Origin of the sequence: Paeniglutamicibacter psychrophenolicus (assembly GCF_017876575.1) — a bacterium.
Classification (GTDB): Bacteria; Actinomycetota; Actinomycetes; order Actinomycetales; family Micrococcaceae; genus Paeniglutamicibacter; species Paeniglutamicibacter psychrophenolicus.
In genome coordinates, this window is record NZ_JAGIOE010000001.1 from 1,171,758 (window position 1) to 1,192,238 (window position 20,481).

Consider the following 20,481-nt stretch of genomic DNA (forward strand, 5'->3'; position numbering starts at 1 on the left):
GTTAGGCCGGCATCAGGAGCAGAGAGCCATCTGTGGCACGGACGTGGGCAGGTTGCCCTTCGTATTTCCATGAATTGATGAACTCATCGACTGTCTGGAGAAAAGATGTAGCGATACTTTCAGCTTGGGCGTATGTGTCCCCGCTGAGGATGAGCCGGATTTTCACGACCCCTTCGGCGCTCAGAAGCGAAAAATCTGCCACTTCAATGGAAGGATGGCCAATCGCTAGATCGGCGTTGTTTAGTGATCGAACGAGACTGTCAAAGGACGCAGCTCCGGAAACTCCAATTTCTGCTTCAACCAGTATTCGCGAACGACTCATGACACCTCTCCCAAGTGACGATGTACGTAGTAATTAGGCTACCACTGTGCTATGTCGGGTTGCTGCCGAACCCGGGCGGCTGTGGACCATCCAGCTGCCCGGCCAATGCGCTTTACGAATAGTTGTTGAAAACAGATCAGTTTGGCTATTCCGCCAGCCTGCATCTTGAAGGTCCTGAGTCGACACTCCACGATAGTTTTGGTCGTGTTTGATTGGTTCGGTTGGCTTTCAAACTTAGCAATAACACGGCTGTGTCACGCAGCAAGAAAGGCGGGGAACAACCGAGGAATCATCCAAGATTAGACCCGCTCGATGAGCATCGAGGTTCCCTGGCCCACGCCAACGCACATGGTGGCCAGGCCGCGTGCCGCGTCCTCGCGCTCCATCCGGCCCAGCAGGGTCACCACCAGGCGTGAACCGCTTGAGCCCAGCGGGTGGCCCAGCGCAATGGCGCCGCCGTCGTTGTTGACGATCCCCGCATCGAGCTTCAGCTCCCGCATGACCGCCAGCGACTGGGAGGCAAAGGCCTCGTTGAGCTCGACCGCGCCCAAGTCCCCGATGCCCCAGCCTGCACGTTCCAACACCTTCAATGTGGAGGGGACCGGGCCCATGCCCATGGTCTCGGGGGCCGTTCCGGCCGAGGCGCCGTCGACGATGCGGGCGCGCGGGGTGAGTCCGTACTTCTTGATGGCGGCCTCGGAGGCGATCACGATCGCGGAGGAGCCGTCGTTCAACGTGCTGGAGTTCCCGGCGGTGACCACGCCGCCCGGCTTGATGATGGGGCGCAGCCCGGCGAGGACCTCGGCGGTGGTCCCGGCACGCGGACCCTCGTCGGTGTCCACCACGGTCTCACCCTTGCGCCCGCGGATTCTCACCGGCACGATCTCCTCGGTGAGGCGGCCCGCGGCCATCGCCGCGAGCGCGCGCTCGTGGGACGAGACGGCGAACGCGTCTGCATCCTGCCGGCTGATGCCGTAGACCTCGGCGACTTCCTCGGCGGTCTGCGGCATGGAGTAGGTCATCTTGCCATTCCGGGACAGGTCCCCGGTGGTGAAGCGGTCGTTGGCGAAGCGCCAGCCGATGGAGGTGTCGAAGATGTCGCCGGGCTTGGAGAAGGCCTTCGTCGGTTTGTCCTGCACCCAAGGTGCCCGGCTCATGGATTCGGTTCCGCCGGCGACGACGATGTCCGCGGCGCCGGCCTTGATCATGTGGCTGGCCATGATGATGGCGCTCAGGCCCGAGGCGCACAGCCGGTTGACGGTGATGCCCGGGACATGGTCGCCGTAGCCGGCCAGCAGCCAGCCCATGCGTGCGACATTGCGGTTTTCCTCGCCGGCGCCGTTGGCGTTGCCGAAGATGACCTCGTCCACCGCGTCCGGGTCGATCCCCGCGCGCTCGACAGCTGCCTTGATGGCGATGGCTGCCAGGTCGTCGGGGCGCACCGAGGAGAGCGCACCGCCGTAGCGGCCGACCGGGGTGCGGGCCCCGCCAATGAGGAATGCCTCTGCCATGGTGTTATTCCTTTGCTTCGGTGTCGTGCGTGGGGGATCCCGGCCGGTGGTGCCGGGAAGGGGGACTACTTCTTGGCGCCGGAATCGTCGTAGGCGTACCAGCCGCGTCCGGACTTCTTGCCCAGGTGCCCGGCCTCGTAGAGCGCCTTCACGTCCGGGTGCGGCAGGTCGGATTCGTCCCCCGTCTCCTCGAAGGTGGCCATGCGGATCAGGTAGCTGACGTCGATGCCGACCAGGTCCATGAGCTCGAACGGGCCCATCGGGTGGCCCAGTGCGGTCTTGGCGGTGGTGTCGATGTCCGCGATGCTGGCGATGCCGGCCTCCTGCAGGCGCAGCGCCTCGTCGCGCAGCGCACCCATCAGGCGGTTGGCCACGAAGCCGGGGATTTCCTTGTTGACCAGCACCGGGGACTTGCCCATGGAGCGGGCCAGTTCCATGGTGGTGTCGATGGTTTCCTGGCTGGTGTCCTCGTGGCGGACGACCTCGACGCACTTCATGACCAGTGCCGGGTTGAAGAAGTGCATGTTGCACACCTTGGACGGGCGGGAGGTGGCCGAGGCGACCTTGGAGGAGCCCAGCGTGGAGGAGTTGGTGGCCAGGATGGCGTGGGTCGGGGCCGCGACATCCAGGGCGGCGAAAATGGCCCGCTTGATCTCCAGCTTCTCGGTGGCGGCCTCGATGACATAGTCGGCGTTGGCCGCGCCGTCCTCCAGGGAGGTGGTGAAGTGCAGGCGGGCCAAGGCCTCGTCGGCGACCTCGCGGGACATCCGGCCCTTGGCCACGGAGTTGTCCATGCGGGAGGACAGCTGGGCGCGGGCTGCGGCCAGCGATTCCTCGGCGATGTCCTGGATGGTGGTGTGGTAGCCGGCCAGGGCCGCGACCATGCCGATCTGCGAGCCCATGGCACCGGATCCAATGACCAGGATGTTGTTGATCTGCATAAGTGTTGTCCTTGAAGGTAGTGCGTGGACTTGAGGTTTAGGAACCGGTGAAGCTGGCGGGGCGTTTTTCCAGGAAGGCGTTCAGGCCCTCGGCCTTGTCGTTGCTGGTGTACAACAGCGACTGGGCCAGGCGCTCGAGCAGCAGCCCGGTGCGCTGGTCGGTCTCGGCGCCGTTCTTGATCACGAGCTTGGCCAGCCGGATGGCCAGCGGGCCCTTGGCCATGATCTGCTCGGCGGTGGCGCGCGCGGCATCGAGCAGGTCCGCGGCCGGGACGACCTCGGTGACCAATCCGATGCGCAGGGCTTCGTCGGCGTCGAAGATCCTCCCGGTGAGGATCAGTTCCACGGCCCGGCCGCGGCCCACCAGCCGGGACAGGCGCTGGGTGCCGCCGGCCCCCGGGATGATCCCGAGGTTGGTTTCCGGCAGCCCGAAGCGGGCGCCGGCCGCGGCGATGCGGATGTCGCACGCCATGGCCAGCTCGTTGCCGCCACCCAGGGCGAACCCGTTGATGGCGGCGATGGTGGGCAGCTCGTAGTCTTCGAGGAAGTCGAAGAAGCGCTGCATCTTGGCGTTCAGCCCGTCGATGGCCGTGTAGGTGGCCAGCGCGGTGATGTCGGAGCCGGCCACGAAGGCCTTTTCCCCGGCACCGGTGAAGACCACGGCCCGTACCTGCCCGTGCTCCGCAATCTCTTCCAGGGCGGTGCGCAGTTCGCGCACGACCGCGGGATTCAGGGCATTGCGGGCCTCGGGCCGGTTGATGGTGATGATGCCGAGGTTGCCCGTTACCTCAACGAGGATCGTCTCATACCGGGTGTTGGTGGCCATGGTCTTCACTGGGGGTCTCTCTTTAACGGAAGGCCGGCTGGCCGGTGATGTGGTTGCCCAGGATCAGGGTGTGGACCTCGTCGGTGCCCTCGTAGGTGCGCACCGATTCCAGGTTGTTCCCGTGGCGCAGCGGCGAGTAGTCCAGGGTGATGCCGTTGCCGCCCAGGATGGTGCGGGCCTCGCGGCAGATTTCGATGGCCTCGCGGCAGTTGTTCAGCTTGCCCACGGAGATCTGCACCGGCTGCAGGGTGCCGGCATCCTTCATGCGGCCGGTGTGGATGGCCAGCAGGGTGCCCTTCTGGATTTCCAGCAGCATGTTGACCAGCTTGAGCTGGGTCAGCTGGTAGGCGGCCAGCGGCTTGTCGAACTGCATGCGCTCGAGCGAGTACTTCAGCGCGACCTCGTAGGAGTCGCGGGCGGCGCCCATGGCGCCCCAGATGATGCCGTAGCGGGCCTCGTTCAGGCAGGAGAACGGTCCGCGCAGGGACGTGGCTCCCGGCAGCAGCGCATCTTCGGAAAGCTGCACGTCCTCGAAGGTGATGTCGCACTGGATGGAGGCACGCATCGAGAGCTTGGGCTCGATCGGGGTGGCGGTGAAGCCCGCGGTGTCGGTGGGAACCAGGAAGCCGCGCACGCCCTCGTCGGTGGCCGCCCAGATCACTGCCACCTGGGCAATGGAGGCCAGCCCGATCCAGCGCTTGGCGCCGTTGAGCACCCAGCCGGTCTCGGTGCGCACCGCGCGGGTCTGCATGGAGGACGGGTCCGAGCCGGCGGTCGGTTCGGTCAGCCCGAAGCAGCCGATGATTTCGCCCTTGGCCATCGAGGGCAGGTAGGTGTTCTTCTGCTCCTCGGAGCCCCACTTGTGGATCGCGGTCATGGCCAGCGAACCCTGCACCGAGACGAAGGTGCGCAGGCCCGAGTCCCCGGCCTCCAGTTCCATGGCGGCGATGCCGTATTCCACCGAGGAGCGGCCCGGGCAGCCGTAGCCCTTCAGGTGCATGCCCAGCAGACCGAGCTCACCCATTTCCTTGACGATTTCCACCGGGAAGTGGGCGGCTTCGTACCAGTCCTTGATGTTCGGCTTGATGCGTTCGTTGACGAAGCCGCGCACGGTGTCGCGGAAGGCGAGTTCCTCGGCGCTGAAGAGCGAATCGAGGTTCAGTACGTCGGAGTTGGCCAGGGCCGGGTCGCGTTCGATGGCAACGGTGTTCATGGTGGAGTCTCTCTTCTGGAACTTAAGTCTTAGGTGGCGCTTAGGCCGTGGGCTGCGGGGAGTAGGCCGGGAGCACGGTGTCGTTGTCGGCGCCGAGCATCGGGGGAGCGGTGCGTACCTGTGGGCGTTGGCCGCGGAAGTTCACCGGGAAGGCTACCTGCTTCAGGTCCCCGATGACAGGGTGGTCCGCGATTTGGACCATGTCCAGGGCCGCGGTGTGCGGGTGGGCGTAGACCTCATCCAGCGAACGGATCGGTGAGGCCGGGACACCGGACACGGCGAACAACTCGCACCACTGCGTTGCGGTCTTGGCCTTCAGCGCCTTTTCCAGCTCGATGTTCAGCCGCTCGCGGTTGGCCAGCCGGCCGTTGTTGGTGGCCAAATCCGCGTCCGCGCCCAGATCCGGGCGGTCGATCGCGGCGCAGAGCTTTTGCCACATGGCATCGTTGCCCACGGCGATGACGAAGTAGTCATCCTGCGCCTGGTACGCCTGGTAGGGCACCAGGTTCGGGTGCCCGGAGCCCAGCGGGCCCGGGGTGATGCCGTCGTCGAAGTAGTTGGTCGCCCAGTTCACGTGCAGCGCCAGCTGGCACTCGTACAGCGAGGTGGTCACGTACTGGCCCAGCCCCGTGCGGCCGCGCTCCACCAGTGCGGCGAGCAGGCCGATGATCCCGAAGAGGGAGGCGCCAAGGTCGCCCATGGCGAAGCCCGCCTTCAGCGGTGCACCTCCGGGTTCCCCGGTCAGCGACATCAGCCCGCCGGCGGCCTGGGCGATCATGTCGTAGCCCGGCTCGTCGCGCAGCGGACCGTGGTCGCCGAACGCGGAGATGTGCAAGATGACCAGCTTGGGGTAGCGCTCGGAGAGCAGCTTGTAGTCGAAGATGCGCTGCAGGCCGGAGCCCGGGCGGAAGTTCTCCACCAGCACGTCGGCCTCGGCGAGCATGCGGTGCACGATTTCCTGGCCCTCGGCGGATTTCAGGTCGATGGTGACCGACTTCTTGCCGCGGTTGATGGCCAGGTAGTAGGTGGCATCGGTGCCGGCGACCGGCGGGCCCCAGGAGCGGGTGGGGTCCCCGCCCTGCGGGTGCTCGACCTTGGTGACATCCGCGCCCAGGTCCGCAAGGGACATGGTGGCGTAGGGGCCGGCGAGGATCTTGGAGAGGTCGACGACCTTGATGCCGGCCAGCGGGCCGGTGGGGGTGGTGTGCTTGTCCATGGGTATCAGTCTTTCCCGGTGCTTACTTGAAGACCTTGAGGGCGGCCTCGCGCGGCACCGCGGTGCCGTCGACGAGCTCGTCGAGCCAGTGCAGGGCGACCGGCAGGGTGCCGGTGTGGCCGTTGACGATCGAATCGAGGTAGGAGTTGGCGACCAGCAGCTTGCGGTATCCGGTGGCGGAGGTCGACTCGTGGATGCCCTGTTCGAGCAGCAACGTGGCCATGATGCCCTGGGCCATTGCGTTGGTGTAGTGCCCGATCAATGCCTGGGCGTCCTCGTTCTCGCCTTCCAGCAGCGCATCTCCGCGGGTGCGCAGCTCACGCCAGAGCTCGGTGAGCTGGGCGGCGCCGGGGGCCGCGTCGGTGGCGGCCAGGGCCTCGAGCTTGGCTTCCATGTCCGCGGCGATTCCCCTGTGGGCGCCGTACTGCTTCATGCAGCGCAGCACGTCCAGCGCGATGACGTTGGAGGAACCCTCCCAGATGGAGCCCAGGTGCGAGTCGCGCAGCAGGCGGGAGTTGGGCCAGTCCTCGATGTAGCCGTTGCCGCCGCGGACCTCCATGGCCTCGCCGGTGACCCAGCGGGCCTTCTTGCAGACGTAGTGCTTGGCTATCGGGGTCAGCACGCGGATCAGCGACTTGGCGTTCTCGTCCCCGGCGTCTGCCTTCTGCAGCATGTCGCCGGAGTGGAAGATCAGCCCGAGGGCCGCCTCGGTTTCCAGGGCCAGCGGCAGGATGGTGTTGCGCATCAGCGGCTGCTGCATGAGCGGCTTGCCGAAGACGACGCGTGACCGGGCGTGCTCCACCGATTCGTGCACGGCGCGGCGCATGAGCGCCGCGGCACGCATGGCGTTGGACAGGCGCGAGGTGTTGATCATCTCGGCCATCTGCTTGAATCCGCGGTCCAGCTCCCCGACCTGCAGCGCGTAGGCACCATCCAGGGTGATCTCGCCCGAGGGCATCGAGCGGGTGCCGAGCTTGTCCTTGAGCCGGTCGATCACGTACGAGTTGCGGGTGCCGTCCGGCAGCACCTTGGGCAGCATGAACAGGCCAACGCCGCGGGTGGTGTCATCGCCGCCCGGGTACTTGGCCAGGGTCAGCACCACGTCGGCGTCCGGGTTGGAGGTGAACCACTTCTTGCCGGACAGGCGCCAGGCGTCCCCGTCCCGAACCGCCTGGGTTTCGGTCATCGCGATGTCGGTGCCGGCCTGGGTTTCGGTCATGAACATGCCGCCGGTGAAGCGGGTGTCCGCGTCGGTGGAGGTGAGCCCGTCGATGTAGGGGGCGAAGAGCTCGGGGTCGCCGAACTTGCGCAGCGTCCGGGCCGCGGCGTCGGTCATAGAGACCGGGCAGGCCAGGCCGAACTCGGCCTGCACGAAGACGTAGCTCATGGCGTACTTGGCCAGGTGCGGGGGGGTGTTCTCCCAGCCGTGGATGCCGCGGTGCGAGAGCGCCGAGAGGCCGTAGGTCTCGTAGGCGGCCCGGGAGAGCTCGATGTAGCTTGGGTGGTAGGTGATCTTGTCCACGCGCTTGCCGTCGCGGTCGAAGTGCTCCAGGGTCGGCTTGTTCTTGTCGGCGATGTCGGCCAGCGGGGCCAGGCGTTCGGCGACATCGCGGCCGAGTTCGGTCAGCACGGGAACGAGCTTCTCGCGGTCCTCGGGGCCGAGGTAGCGTTCGATCAGGGGCAGCAGGGCCGGGTCGCTGGTGGCAAAATTCATCGGTTTCACGTGTCTTTCAGGATTTGTTGGGAGAAGTGCGGGGTGGGGCCGGAGCGCGACTAGCCGGTGACGGCGTCGACTTCGCGGTTGGCCCAGGCCTTGCCGCGCAGCAGGACGCTCATGCAGATGATCGACAGCGCCACGTAGCCCAGGGCCAGCAACACCACGGGCCAGATGGAGCCGGTGGAGGTGAGCAACGCCTGGGAAACGAACGGGGCGGTGCCGGCGAAGACGGCGGTGGAGAGCTGGTAGGCCACGGAGATCCCGGTGTAGCGGATGTGCGTGGGGAACAGCTGGGCCAGCACCCCGGCCAGGGCGGAGTAGTACATGGCATGCGGTGCGGTGGCCAGCACCATGCCGATCATGGCCAGGGCGAAGTTGCCGGTCTGGATCATGAAGAACATCAGCGGCAGCAGCACGATCTCCGGCAGCAGCATCCACAGCACCGCCTTTTTCACGTCGATCTTCGAGGCCAGGATGGCGCCGAAGGGCTGGATGACGACCTGGGCGATGAGGGCGACGGTGATGATCTGCAGGAATTCGGTGCGTCCGAAGCCCAGGTCCTTGGTGGCCCAGGACAGGGCGAAGGTGGTCTTCACGTAGGTGATGGCCACGCCGGCGACGACGGCGCCGACGCCCAGCAGCACCACGCGCCAGTGGTCCTTCATCAGTTCGGCCAGCGGTACGCGCTTCTGGGACTTGGACTCGACGGCCTTGACCATCTCCGGGGTTTCGGTGATGTGCAGGCGGATGTAGAGGCCAATGATGATCAACACTGCGGAGGCCAGGAAGGGCAGGCGCCAGCCCCAGGAGTTGAAGGCCTCGTTGCTCAGGAACGTCAGGCCGAGGAAGGCCAGGGTGGCCAGCAGGTTGCCCACGGGCGAGCCCTGCTGGGCGAAGGCGCCATAGAGGATCTTCTTCTTCGGGGGAGCGAACTCGGTGGCGATAAGCACCGCGCCTCCCCATTCCCCGCCCATGGCCACGCCCTGGATCACGCGCAGCAGGATCAGCAGGATCGGTGCGGCGACACCGATCTGCGCGTAGGTCGGCAGCAGGCCGACGCCGACGGTTGCGGCTCCCATGAGCAGCAGGGTGGTGATGACGGTGTTCTTGCGGCCGAACTTGTCGCCGAAGTGCCCGAAGATGATGCCGCCCAGCGGGCGGGCCAGGAATCCGACGGCGAAGGTCGCGAAGGCGGCCAGGGTGCCGATGGCCGGCGAGGCGTCGGGGAAGAAGAGCTTGCCGAGCACCAGTGCCGAGGCGGTGCCGTAGATGTAGAAGTCGAACCACTCGATGGTGGTGCCGACGAAGGCGGCAATGCCTGCCTTGCGGCCCTGCTTCGGATCGATGCCGGCCACCGTCGGGGCGTCCGACTTTGAAGCGTTCCTGGTGCTCATGGGGTTCCTCCGTGGGGTGCGGAAGCTCACTTGCTTCCTGTGTCGCGTATCACTCTTCCACCATTGATCGTTTGAGTCCAAGACATAGTTAGTGGACCATTGTTGTGAATTGTAGAATAATCAGGTGTTGTCTGCCGTGGGCAACTTAGTGGGTGGGTGTGATATGGAGATACGTCAATTCGAGGCGTTCCTGGCCGTGGCTCAGGAGCTGCATTTTGGCCGGGCGGCCGAGAACTTGGTCATGGCCCAGCCCGCACTGAGCAGGATGATCCGCATGCTTGAGAAGGAGCTGGGCACCGAGCTGTTCGAACGGACCACGCGCAAGGTGCGTCTGACCCCTTCGGGTGAGGCCTTGTTGGAGCCAGCCAAGGCCATCCACGACCAGGTGGACGGCATCAAGCGCATCGCCCGCTCGGCCCAGCAGGGCGAGATCGGCAGTGTCAAGGTAGGTTTTGCCGGAACCACCGGGTACTCGATCCTTTCCGCGCTGGCACGCAGCGTGTCCCGGGGGCACCCGGGGATCAGCCTCGCCTTGCAGCCGCAGATGTATTCGGGAGAGGCGCTGTCCAAGCTGAGGGACGGCGAGATCGACCTGGGGGTGGTCAGTTCGCCGGCGCCACTGGGGATCTCGACATTGTTGGTAAGCAACGAAACGCTGATGGTTGCGGTGCCCGCCGACCACGAACTGGCGGCGGGAGAAAAGATCGGCATCCAAGAGCTGCGCGACCAGCGCTTCATTGCCTATCCGGCCACGCACGGGTCGCGGGTGCGTGACGCGATGATCTCGATCTGCACCGCTGCTGGATTCGTGCCGCACATTGCCCAGGAAGCCCCGGACCCATACAGCCTCCTGGCGTTGGTCGGGGCCGGCGTCGGGGTCTCGATCGTTGTCGGTTCATCCCGGCATATCCAAGTGGATGGTGTCACCTACCGTCCGCTGATCGATGCGGGCATGGTGCTGCCGATCGCCTTGGCCTGGAGGGACACCAACCCGTCCCTGGCGCTGCGGACCGTTGTTGCCCTGGCGAAAGAGGCATTCCCGGCCCAGGTGGCCGGTCACTGAGGAGGCTCCGCCGGGCTGCGCCAGCCCGGGGCTGGCTTATGCGGCCCCTGCGTGGAACCGATGACTCGGTGCCACGCAGGGGCGTAGACCAATGATTCGCACGCGAAAGCCGGGCTACACGTCCTGGCGGGCGCGGGCGTTGACCTTGCGCCACGCGGTGTAGACCAACACCAGGGCCAGCACCCCGTAGAGCGTGAGCGTAATCGGAGAGCCAACCAGAATCGAGGCGTCGCCGCCGGAGGACATCATGGCGTTGCGCAGGCTGGTTTCGGCCAAGGGGCCGAGCACGACGCCGATCATGATCGGTGCCAGCGGGAATCCATGGCGACGCAAGGCAAAACCAAGCACGCCAATGAGCAGTACGACCACCAGGTCCGTCACCGCGGCACTGGTGGCATAGACTCCCAGCGCGCAGAAGACGGTGATGCCGCTGTAGAGGTAGTGCTTGGGAATCAGCAGCAGCTTGGCCCAGAGCGGGGCAAAGGGCAGGTTCAGGATCAGCAGCATGACCAGGCCGATGAAGAGGCTGGCCAGCAGCGCCCACACCAGGTCGGGATTGCGTTCAAAGAGCATCGGGCCCGGCTGCAAGCCATATTGCTGGAATGCAGCCAGCATGATGGCGGCCGTCGCACTGGTGGGCAGGCCCAGGGCCAGCAGCGCACCCATCGCGGTGCCGCTGGTTGCATTGCCCGCGGCCTCCGGCCCTGCAACGCCGCGAATGGCACCCTTGCCGAATTGCGGGTCCTTGCGCTTGCGGTCAAGGGCGCGCTCGGTGCCATAGGCCATGAAGGTCGGCACCTCGGCGCCACCGACGGGAATCACGCCGAAGGGTATGCCGAACGCGGTGCCGCGCAACCACGCGGGCAGTGCCTCGCGAAACTCCTTGCGTGAAAGGTACGGACGTCCGGACACCGCGACGGCGGTGAGCTTTTCGTCTCTGTGGATCCGTGAGGCCACGTGCAGCACCTCGCCCAGGGCAAGGATTCCCACGGTGATCACGATGATCGAGATCCCGTCGAAGAGCTGAGGCACATCGGCGGTGAACCTGGAAGCACCCGAAATCCCGTCGATGCCAACCACTGCCAATGCCAGCCCGATGGCCAGTGCGGACAGTCCCTTGGCCACGGAATCGGAGACCACCGAGGCCGTGGCAATGAAGGCGAACACCGCGAGCGCGAAGTACTCGGCAGGTCCGAACATCACCGCCAGCTCGGCCAGTTTCGGGGCGAAGAACACGACCAGGGTCGTGGCCAGCAGGCCGCCGATGAACGCGCCGATCGCGCTGGTGGCCAATGCCTGCGGGGCCCGGCCGAGCTTGGCCATGCGGTGCCCCTCGAAGGTCGTGGCGATGGCGGTGGACCCGCCGGGGGTGTTCATCAGGATCCCCATGGTCGAATCGCCGAAGAGGCCGCCGAAGTAGACCCCGGCGAACATGATGAACGCGCCGACCGGGTCCAGGGAGAACGTCACCGGCAGCAGCAGGGCCACCGCCATGGAGGACCCGAGCCCCGGGAGCACGCCGACGGCGGTGCCCAGGAAGGCGCCGACGAACACCCAGAGCAGGTTGATCGGGGTCAGGGCCTGCGAGAAGCCCTCAAGGAGCAGGGAGAGTGATTCCATTAGCCGTAGATTCCTTCCAGGATGCCGCCGGGCAGGGTGAGCCCCAGGCCGGCGCCGAACGCCAATTGGATGAAGGCGGAGAAGACCAAGGCAACGCCGATGTCAAAGACCGGTCGCTTGCTGCCCAATGCCCGGGCCACGGCCCAGAACAGCAGGGCCGCACTGAGCAGCCAGCCCACGGGGACCAGCAAGAAGGCGAAGGCCAGGAACGCAAAGAACACCAGGCTGACGGCCTTCCAGTCCGAGTAGAAGCGGAAGTTGCCCGCCGCGGCCGGCGCCGGTTCCGGCTGCCGGAAGGACTGCAGGACCAGCACGCTGGCCAGCAGGAAGATGGCAACGGTGATCAGGATCGGGAAAAAGCGCGGTCCCGGGGTCTTGGCGCCCTGCGGGACGTCCATGGTGATGATGCCAAAGGTGAGATAGAGGCCCATGGCCAACAAGATGCCTGCAACCACCAGGGAACTGCGCCCGGCCAGGAAGCCGCCCGCAGACGAGGTTGCCGGCGGGGTCCGGTCGATTGATTCGGTTGCGGTGTCAGTGCTCATGGTTCTCCGCCTTGACGCTCAGTACCGGGATGGGCGATCCGAGGATAATGCTCTGAGCGTCGGATCCCAGCAGGATCTTGCCGACCCGCGAGCGCGAGCGCACCCCGATGACAACCAGGCGCGCACCGATCTGCGCCCCCAGATCCAACAATTCCTCGGCTGCGTGGTTGGAGCTTGGCACGCGGGAGAGGAACTGCGTTTGGTTCCCGGCTTCCTCCAAGAGTTCCGGGCTGGGCCAGTCGGTGGCGGCGTCGATGTCAAAGAGCGGGAAGATGGCCAGCGGCGCATCCAGGAGCGCGGCGAATTCGCGGCCGTGATGCAGGGCGGCCCGGCCTTCGGCGGTTCGGGTGTAGCCAACGAGTACTGTCATGATGCTCCAATGCGAGAGGTTCTGGTGGGGTGGGTGGACAGTGTCGGGTCAGTAGCCAAGTTCGGTCCAGATGGCGTCGACCGCCTCGGTCTCGTTGGCCAGGAACTCCTCGAAATCCGGTCCGGTCAGGAACGTGTCGGTCCACTGGTTGCGGTCGATCGCGTCGGCCCATTCGGGGGTCGCGACGAACTCCGAGACGATGGCCCGCAGCTCGCTCTTGGTGTCCTCGCTGATGCCCGGCGGGGCTACGATGCCGCGCCAGTTGGTCAATTCGATATTGAAGCCAAGTTCTTTCAGGGTGGGCAGGTCGATGTCCGGGACGGGTGCGGGAGCGGAGATGGCCAGGGCCTTGAGCCGTCCTGCCTCGATCTGGTCGGCGAAGTCCACCCATCCGGACACCGAGGCCTTGATGGTTCCGCTCAGCAGTGACGTGGCCAGCTCCCCGCCGCCGGAGTACGCGATGTAGTTCACCGCGGTGGGGTCGATCCCGGAGGCCTGGGCAAGTTGGGTGATGATCATCTGGTCGACGCTGCCCAGAGAGCCGCCACCGAAGGCGAAGGAGTTGGGATTCTGCTTCCAGTCGGCGACCAGGTCGGCGACCGAGTCGTAGGGGGAATCGGCAGGGACCACGAGCACGTCGTAATCGTCGGTGAGCCTGGCGATCGGCGTGACGTCCCGGACGGTGGTTTCGGACCCGTTGATGTTGATGGCGCCGAGCATGGTGATGCCCATGATCATCAGGGTGGTGCTTTCCCCGTCCATGCCGGCGAACTTGTTCAAGCCGATGGTGCCGCCGGCACCGGGGATGTTCACGACCTGGGCGTTGTTCACGATTCCCTGGGAGCGCATGGCCTGCTGGGCTTCCCGGGCGGCACCGTCCCAGCCGCCTCCGGCCCCGGCCGGGGCGATGAGGGTCAGTTGGCTGCGGGCATCCTCGCCGCTGCCGCTGGCCGAGGCGTTGATGGAGGCCAATACGACGGCCGCCGCGCCCAGGATTGCGGCGGTGGCGGTGCCGGCGCGGCGCAGCCACCGCGGTGCCGTGCGCGGGCGCTTTGTGGGGATCTCCTGCATGAGGGGACGTCCTTCCGGTGCTGTTTGGTGATTGCCCCTGCCGGGCGACGGAGTCATCGGGACTCGGAATGTTACAAGTTACAAATTATAATTAACAGAGCGTAGGGGTGTGGTGCAGCTCATGTCAACCGCGGCGAAGTTGGCGATGCGCTTGTGGTCGGTTCGCAGCGCAGGAGGCATGGGCGGATTCCTCGCGGCAGCAAAAGGCCCGCACCAGAAAGACTGGTGCGGGCCGTTGGGCGGGAGATTCGGAATGGCTGGCGGGCCTGCTACGGTTCGCCAGCCGATAGGATGTCGATCGCGCGGCGGCCCAGCGACCCGCGGACGTGGGCGGTCATGGCAGCCTCGGATGCGGCAACATCCCCGTCGATGACCGCTTTCATGATGGCGCGATGCTCGACGTCGACACGCTTGGTTTCAGCGGCCGAGTCGTGGCGTTCCCTCAGGCCGATCTGCCGGTAGCGGTCGGCCTTGTCCCAGAGGGATTCAAGGATGTTGACCAGCAGGTCGTTGTGCGAGGCGCGGTAGATGGCACGGTGGAACTCGCGGTGTGCACCCAGCGCCTCCAGGTCGGTGCCCCTGCGCAGCGGCTTCATGGCACCCGCGGCTGCCTTGATTGCCGTGATGTCCGACGCGGTGCGGTGCTCGGCGGCCAGGGCCGCTGCCATGGGATCCAGTCGCTCACGCACCGTGAAGAGATTGCGTGCTTCGGTGTCGGTGAGGGCCGCAACGCAGGCGTTCTTGTGTGCGTCGATCGTCACCAGCCCCTCGGCATCGAGCCGGCGCAGGGCCTCGCGCATCGGGGTGAGGCTGACCCCGAGCTCGGCGGCCAATTTGGATTGTGCCAGTGGTTGGCCTGGAACCAAATCCCCGTTCATGATGCGAAGGCGCACCTGTTCGTAGGCGTAGGCGTTCTTGGTCAGCGTGGGTGGGAGGCTCATGTGCCACCGCCCTTTCAATAGGAATCCGTGCTCCAACAATAACCGGGAAGCGTGATAGCCTGCACCCTAGACTTTATAAATTATAAAACTTGATGCGAGAGGGGACGCCCATGGCCCTGCAGGGTCGCCACGGCACCATCGGATTCCGGGCCAACGGCCGGGACTACCTGGCCACTGATGTGCGCGGCACGTTCGGGGACGACTTTGGTCGCTTGCCCGTGGTGTTGCGCCTGCTGGCCGAGAACACGCTGCGGCGCTCAAGCCCGCACGAAAGCGCGCGCACCGTTGCGAACCTGCGCCAGTGGTTGGTCCGGCGAACCTCGCAAGAGGAACTGGAATTCTGGCCCCACCGCCTGCTGATGCACGACACCACCAGCACCCCGGCACTGGTAGACATCGCCGGCATGCGCGATTCACTGGCCGAGATCGGTATCGATCCGGGGATTCTGAATCCCCGCCTGAACGTCGAGGTGTCCGTCGACCACTCCCTGGCCGTGGAGGAATATGCCGCAAAGGACGCGGCGCCGCGCAACCTCGCGCACGAGTACCGCCGCAACCGCGAACGCTACAGCTTCCTCAAATGGGCCTCCGCATCGATGGAAACCGTGAACATCAACCCTCCGGGCACCGGCATCATGCACACGCTGAACCTGGAACAACTGGCCACACTTGCCCACCCGGAATCCAGCGGCAGGGACGCCGATGCACCCACGTTGATCGTCCCGGACATGATGATCGGCACCGACTCGCACACCCCGATGATCAACGGCCTGGGCGTCCTGGGCTGGGGCGTGGGCGGGCTCGAGGCCCAGACCGTCATGTTCGGCATGCCCACCACGCTGCGCATCCCCGATGTCATCGGCTTCAGGCTCACCGGATCGCTGCCGGTCGGCGCCACCGCCACCGACCTGGCCCTCACCATCACCCACATGCTGCGCACCCGCGGCGTCTCTGGCGAGTTCGTTGAATTCTTCGGCCCCGGAATCTCCACGCTCAGCATCGGGGAACGAGCGGTCGTTTCCAACATGGCCCCCGAATACGGGGCGACCACCGGCTACTTCCCGGTCGACCACCACGCACTGGAGTACCTGGAAGACACCGGGCGCCCCGAGAAACAGCTCGGCCTGGTCGAGAGCTTCTACAAGGCTGTCGGCCTCTGGTTCGACCCTGCGGCAACCCCCGAATACACCGACGTGCTCGAACTGGACTTGTCCGCGGTGTCTCTGCGCGCCGCCGGACCGCGTCGCCCCCAAGATCTGCGCACGCTGGAAGAAGTCCCACGGGTCCTGGCCGGGGAAAGCAACGGCGTGGCCGAGGATGCTAGTGAACTGCCGCGCTTCGCCATAGCGCTGGCCTCGATCACCAGCTGCACCAACACCACCGACCCGAAGCTGTTGGTGGCAGCCGGCTTGCTGGCCCGCAAGGCACGGACACTGGGACTTGTTGTTCCGCATTGGGTCAAGACCTCCCTGGCGCCGGGTTCCCCGGCTGCCGCCAGCTATCTGCGCCGCGCCGGGTTGCTTGAGGACCTTGGCTCCGTCGGGTTCGACATCGTCGGTTTCGGCTGCACCACGTGCATCGGGAACTCCGGCGCGCTTTCGGCACCCATCGCCGGGGAACTGGCCGCCGGGTCCATCCGCCCGGTGGCAGTGCTCTCCGGCAACCGCAACTTCGCCGGACGAATCCACCCGGATCTCGACTTGGGTTTTCTCATGTCCCCGCCGCTGGTGATTGCCTATGCGCTGGCCGGACGAGCCGACGTCGATCTGCAAAGCCACGAGTTTGCCCCGGCCACAGCGGACCGCCCGGCCGTCACGCTGAACGATCTGCTGCCCACGGCCGAAGAAATCGACGCGGCTTGGGCGCAAGGACACGATTCGAGCGACTTCGCCCGTGACTTTGCCCTCGCCACCGCCAACCCGCTGTGGAACAAGCTTGCGCACCCGCAGGGCGCGCAATTCGCCTGGGATCCGGACTCCACCATCCTGCGCCGTCCACCCTTCGCCTCCCTGGAGGCGGGAAGCCAACTCGGTTCCTACGCCGCCCACCCGCTGTTGGTCCTCGGCGACGACGTGACCACCGACCATATCTCCCCGGCCAGCGCCATTCCGGCCGAGTCAGGGGTCGCCGACTACCTGGTCGAGCGCGGGGAGAGCCGCCAGGACCTGAACGTCTTCGCCTCCCGCCGCGGCAATTGGGAGGTCATGCTGCGCGGCGGCTTCCACGCCAAGAGCGTGCACAACAAGCTCGGGGATTCCCTGGCCGAACCGCTGCCGGTGGCCCACACCGTGCACGCCCCGACGGGCGAGGTCATTCCCCTGCACGAGGCGGCCAACCGCTATGCCGACGCCGGGGAGTCGGTGGTCATCATTGCCGGGGAACGCTTCGGCACCGGCTCCTCCCGCGACTGGGCAGCGAAGGTGCAGCGCCTGCTGGGCGTGCGCGCCGTGCTGGCCACCAGCTTCGAACGCATCCACCGTTCCAACCTGATCGGCATGGGGGTGTTGCCGCTGCTGGTGCCCGAAACCGTGCGCGCTCGCCTGCAAGAACTGGTCCCGGGGGACACCATCGACATCGCCGCCGAGCCCGGGAGCATGGCAGTCCGTGCCGATATCCATGTGCGGCTGACGCGAAGGAACGGCGAAGTGGAGGACTTCATGGCCCGGGCGGCGGTGGAAACCGAACTCGAGGTGGCACTGCTGCGCTCCGGCGGGGTGATCCCGCATCTGCTGCGCAGCACCATCGACGCGGCACGGGCCACCAAGATCCAAGCCCGGTAATGCCCCGCGGCAAACCCGGCACGGAACAAATCGATCAACAGGAGTGATGCCAGATGGACAAGGTCAAGGTGGCGCGGACGATTGTGGAGATCACCGGCGACGAAATGGCCCAGGTGATCTGGGAACTGGTGCGGGAACGCATCATCGACCCGGTGCTTCAGATCCCGCTGGATTCCTATGACCTGTCGCTGCCGAACAGGGAGCTGACCGGGGACGCGGTGACCTCGGAGGCTGCCGCAGCGATCCTGGAACACGGGGTGGCCGTCAAGTGCTCCACCATCACTCCTGACAAGGCACGCGCGGAGGAATACGGGCTGACGCACTTGTGGCGCTCGCCCAACGGCACGCTGCGCAAGGCGCTGGACGGGGTGATCTTCCGCGAGCCGGTCATCATCGAATCCATCGAGCCGCTGGTACCGCACTGGCAGGCGCCGATCGTGATCGCCCGCCACGCCAACGCCGACCAATACCAGGCCACGGACTTCTCGGTCCCCGGGGCCGGCACCCTGACGCTGAACTACGCCCCGGCCGACGGCGGGGAGACAATCATCCGGGAGGTCGCTGAGTTCGGGCCGGACGGGGGAGTGGCACTGGGCATGTACAACAACACCGATTCGATCGCCACCTTCGCCCGCGCCTGTTTTTCCTTCGCCTTGAACGCCAACTACCCGGTGTACCTCTCCACGAAAAACACCGTGCTCAAGGCCTACGACGGGCTGTTCACGGAGGTCTTCGAGACGGTCTTTGCCAAGGAGTTCTCCGAGGCTTTCGCCGAACGGGAACTGACCTACGAACACCGGCTGATCGATGACATGGTGGCCTATGCGATCAAGAGCTCCGGCGGATTCCTGTGGGCGCTGAAGAACTACGACGGTGATGTACAGGCGGACATCGTTGCCCAGGGGTTTGGTTCCCCGGGACTCATGGGCTCGGTGCTGGCCACCGCCGACGGGCGCATCCAGCTCTCCGAGGCCGCGCACGGCACGGTGGCCCGACACTATCGCCGGCACCGGGCCGGGGACCGGGTCTCCACCAACCCGATTGCCACGATCCTGGCCTGGGGCCGGGCGCTGGAGCACCGGGCGAAGCTCGATGAGGACGCAGTGCTCTTGGCCGTCGCCGGGGACCTGCGCCGCGCGGTCGCAGGCACGGTGGACGCCGGGATCGTGACCGATGACCTGGTTTCCCTGAGCGCAGTCGCCACGACCGGGTCCAGCACACAGGAGTTCATCGACGCCGTCGCCAGCCGCTTCCACCGGATGGTTGCTGGCCACCGGGTCTAGGATCCGGGCGCTCGCCAAGTCGGGTTTGGGAGCCGTTCGTCTGCCGTTACCCCTTTCTTCATGAGAGCCCTCTCATCAAAAACTCCTTTTCATCTCATAAAGGATCAATATCGTCCTAGTCAGACAGTGAATGAACAACATCTGAGATGAAGGAGTTCGATATGCAGAACTTTTGGATAGCCCTGGCAGCCAACATGGTTGCGATGCTGGTGCTGGTATGCGGCATCTACTACCGCAGGCACTTCCGCAAGGATCTTGCGCTGGCCTACCTGGCCTTGAACTTCGGCATCTTCGGGGTGACGATGCTGCTCAACGGTTCCGGGGCCGGAGCCGGCCTGGGTCTGGGACTGTTCGGCATCCTGTCGATCATCCGCCTTCGCTCCGACACCCTGACCCAGGAAGAGGTCGCCTACTATTTCATTTCGCTGGCCATCGGCCTGATCAACGGGCTGCACCCGGACCCGGCCTGGCTCTCTCCTGCCCTGAGCCTGGCCATGGTGCTGGTCATGTTCGTCGCCGACCACCCGGCTTTCGGCCGGCGCACCATGCGCCAGACCGTCACCCTTGACACGGCCTATGCCCAACAGCACCAGCTGCACGCCGCTCTGGCCGAGCTGCTCAACGCCAAGGTGCTGCGCACCGTGGTCATCGAACTGGACATGGTCCGTGACCTGACCATCGTGGACGTGCGCTTCCGCGCCAACACCGCGGCCGGAAAGCGCCGCGAGCTTCTTGACGCCCCGTCCATCGAATCGATCCCGGCCCCGGCAAGCGCGCCGCAGCCGCAGGTTGCCGGCGAACGGGACCTTGCCCAGCGCCAGGGGCGATAACCATGACCCTGACGCAGGGTTCCGGGGCAGGGGTGCGGGCAGGCTCGTGCGCCCAGGCGCTGGATTGGGCTGCCGCCGCGGCGGAGCCGATCTCACTTGAAGAGGTCGTGAGCGAGGCCGCGTTGATGACCCGGGTGGACAAGAAGTTCCTGCTTTCAGCCGAACAGTTCACCGAGCTGATATGCCGTCTCGGAGACGACTTCCGGATCATGGAGATCGAGGGACGCCGGATGTTCACCTACGAATCGGTGTACTTCGACACCCCCGACCTGGAGATGTTCACGGCGCACAAGCAGGGGCGCCGACGCCGCTACAAGATCCGCACGCGCACCTACGCCGATTCCGGGTTGTGCATGTTCGAGGCGAAATTCAAGGGGCTGCGCGGGCAGACCGTGAAGCACCGGATTCCCTACGAACTTTCGGAGCGCGACCGCATCAACCCCGAGGCGAACGAGTTCCTGCGTGCGCAATTGCGCGCAGAATACAACCAGGAACTGCCGCACCTGGAGGCGGTCATGCGCAGCGACTATGTCCGCGGGACCTTCGTGAACCCCCTGGATGAGGAACGGCTGACCTGCGACGTGAACCTGGTGTACTCCCGGGAGGACGCCACGGTGCACGGCCCGGACCTGTTCGTGGTCGAGACGAAGACCGCCAGCGGACGCGGAGCAGCGGACGCGGCCCTTTCGCAGATGGGCATCCGCCCGGTGAGCATGAGCAAGTACTGCCTCGGCATCGCGCTGCTGCATCCGCACCTGGCCGCCAACAAGTGGAGCCGGCTGCTCAGGCAGAACTTCGGCTGGAAACGCAGCCCGCGTAAGGTCCTGAGCTAGGCAGC

The 20,481-nt window shown here is 65.8% G+C and carries 18 protein-coding genes; 5 read left to right on the forward strand and 13 right to left on the reverse strand.

The genetic code is table 11. The features are described 5' to 3' along the window. Position 1: 1 nt before the first annotated feature. From JOF46_RS05080 to JOF46_RS05115, 8 genes are all read right to left on the reverse strand, one after another. A complete protein-coding gene (locus JOF46_RS05080) occupies positions 2–322 on the reverse strand; it encodes a hypothetical protein (protein WP_209906322.1) in 321 nt (106 codons plus the stop codon). Positions 323–621: 299 nt separating this feature from the next. Continuing rightward, complete coding sequence (locus JOF46_RS05085) at positions 622–1,833, reverse strand: thiolase family protein (RefSeq protein ID WP_209906323.1); 1,212 nt, start codon at positions 1,831–1,833, stop codon at positions 622–624. A gap of 65 nt (positions 1,834–1,898) precedes the next feature. After that, the gene (locus tag JOF46_RS05090) at positions 1,899–2,774 is read right to left on the reverse strand and encodes a 3-hydroxyacyl-CoA dehydrogenase family protein (protein WP_209906324.1); all 876 of its coding nucleotides are present in this window, start codon (positions 2,772–2,774) and stop codon (positions 1,899–1,901) included. A 37-nt stretch (positions 2,775–2,811) separates the two neighbouring features. Continuing rightward, positions 2,812–3,600, reverse strand: coding sequence for an enoyl-CoA hydratase/isomerase family protein (locus JOF46_RS05095; RefSeq protein ID WP_209906325.1), 789 nt, complete (start codon positions 3,598–3,600; stop codon positions 2,812–2,814). 22 nt (positions 3,601–3,622) lie between these two features. Continuing rightward, entirely contained in the window at positions 3,623–4,813 is a 1,191-nt protein-coding gene (locus JOF46_RS05100) for an acyl-CoA dehydrogenase family protein (RefSeq protein ID WP_209906326.1), read from the reverse strand. 40 nt (positions 4,814–4,853) lie between these two features. Then, a complete protein-coding gene (locus JOF46_RS05105; RefSeq protein WP_209906327.1) occupies positions 4,854–6,029 on the reverse strand; it encodes a CaiB/BaiF CoA transferase family protein in 1,176 nt (391 codons plus the stop codon). A gap of 22 nt (positions 6,030–6,051) precedes the next feature. Beyond that, on the reverse strand, positions 6,052–7,743 hold the full coding sequence (locus tag JOF46_RS05110; RefSeq protein ID WP_209911573.1) for an acyl-CoA dehydrogenase family protein: 1,692 nt from the start codon (positions 7,741–7,743) through the stop codon (positions 6,052–6,054). Between the two features lie 59 nt (positions 7,744–7,802). Beyond that, positions 7,803–9,140 (reverse strand): MFS transporter, encoded by a 1,338-nt coding sequence (locus JOF46_RS05115; RefSeq protein ID WP_209906328.1) that lies wholly within the window; start codon positions 9,138–9,140, stop codon positions 7,803–7,805. A gap of 163 nt (positions 9,141–9,303) precedes the next feature. Here JOF46_RS05115 and JOF46_RS05120 point away from each other — a divergent pair, with 163 nt between their 5' ends. Then, a complete protein-coding gene (locus JOF46_RS05120) occupies positions 9,304–10,203 on the forward strand; it encodes a LysR family transcriptional regulator (protein WP_209906329.1) in 900 nt (299 codons plus the stop codon). Between the two features lie 114 nt (positions 10,204–10,317). Here JOF46_RS05120 and JOF46_RS05125 read toward each other — a convergent pair whose 3' ends face one another. The 5 genes from JOF46_RS05125 to JOF46_RS05145 all read right to left on the reverse strand — a co-directional run bounded on the left by JOF46_RS05125 (position 10,318) and on the right by JOF46_RS05145 (position 14,750). Then, a complete protein-coding gene (locus tag JOF46_RS05125) occupies positions 10,318–11,823 on the reverse strand; it encodes a tripartite tricarboxylate transporter permease (RefSeq protein ID WP_209906330.1) in 1,506 nt (501 codons plus the stop codon). Further along, positions 11,823–12,368, reverse strand: coding sequence for a tripartite tricarboxylate transporter TctB family protein (locus JOF46_RS05130; protein WP_209906331.1), 546 nt, complete (start codon positions 12,366–12,368; stop codon positions 11,823–11,825). Before JOF46_RS05130 ends, JOF46_RS05125 begins: the two co-directional genes overlap by 1 nt. Continuing rightward, positions 12,358–12,738 carry a universal stress protein gene (locus tag JOF46_RS05135; RefSeq protein WP_209906332.1) on the reverse strand — a complete coding sequence of 127 codons (381 nt, stop codon included), beginning with the start codon at positions 12,736–12,738 and terminating at the stop codon, positions 12,358–12,360. Before JOF46_RS05135 ends, JOF46_RS05130 begins: the two co-directional genes overlap by 11 nt. A gap of 48 nt (positions 12,739–12,786) precedes the next feature. Continuing rightward, positions 12,787–13,809 (reverse strand): Bug family tripartite tricarboxylate transporter substrate binding protein, encoded by a 1,023-nt coding sequence (locus JOF46_RS05140; protein ID WP_245348013.1) that lies wholly within the window; start codon positions 13,807–13,809, stop codon positions 12,787–12,789. 269 nt (positions 13,810–14,078) lie between these two features. Continuing rightward, complete coding sequence (locus tag JOF46_RS05145) at positions 14,079–14,750, reverse strand: GntR family transcriptional regulator (RefSeq protein ID WP_209906333.1); 672 nt, start codon at positions 14,748–14,750, stop codon at positions 14,079–14,081. Between the two features lie 110 nt (positions 14,751–14,860). Between JOF46_RS05145 and acnA the strand changes: the two genes are divergently transcribed. The 4 genes from acnA (at position 14,861) to JOF46_RS05165 (ending at position 20,476) form a co-directional block, all read left to right on the forward strand. Beyond that, positions 14,861–17,530: an aconitate hydratase AcnA gene (gene acnA / locus JOF46_RS05150; protein WP_209906334.1), complete on the forward strand. Its 2,670-nt coding sequence runs from the start codon at positions 14,861–14,863 to the stop codon at positions 17,528–17,530. A gap of 53 nt (positions 17,531–17,583) precedes the next feature. Continuing rightward, a complete protein-coding gene (locus tag JOF46_RS05155) occupies positions 17,584–18,813 on the forward strand; it encodes an NADP-dependent isocitrate dehydrogenase (RefSeq protein WP_209906335.1) in 1,230 nt (409 codons plus the stop codon). Positions 18,814–18,974: 161 nt separating this feature from the next. Then, the gene (locus JOF46_RS05160) at positions 18,975–19,643 is read left to right on the forward strand and encodes a DUF4956 domain-containing protein (protein ID WP_209906336.1); all 669 of its coding nucleotides are present in this window, start codon (positions 18,975–18,977) and stop codon (positions 19,641–19,643) included. Between the two features lie 2 nt (positions 19,644–19,645). Continuing rightward, positions 19,646–20,476 (forward strand): polyphosphate polymerase domain-containing protein, encoded by an 831-nt coding sequence (locus JOF46_RS05165; RefSeq protein WP_209906337.1) that lies wholly within the window; start codon positions 19,646–19,648, stop codon positions 20,474–20,476. The last annotated feature ends 5 nt before the right edge of the window (positions 20,477–20,481 follow it).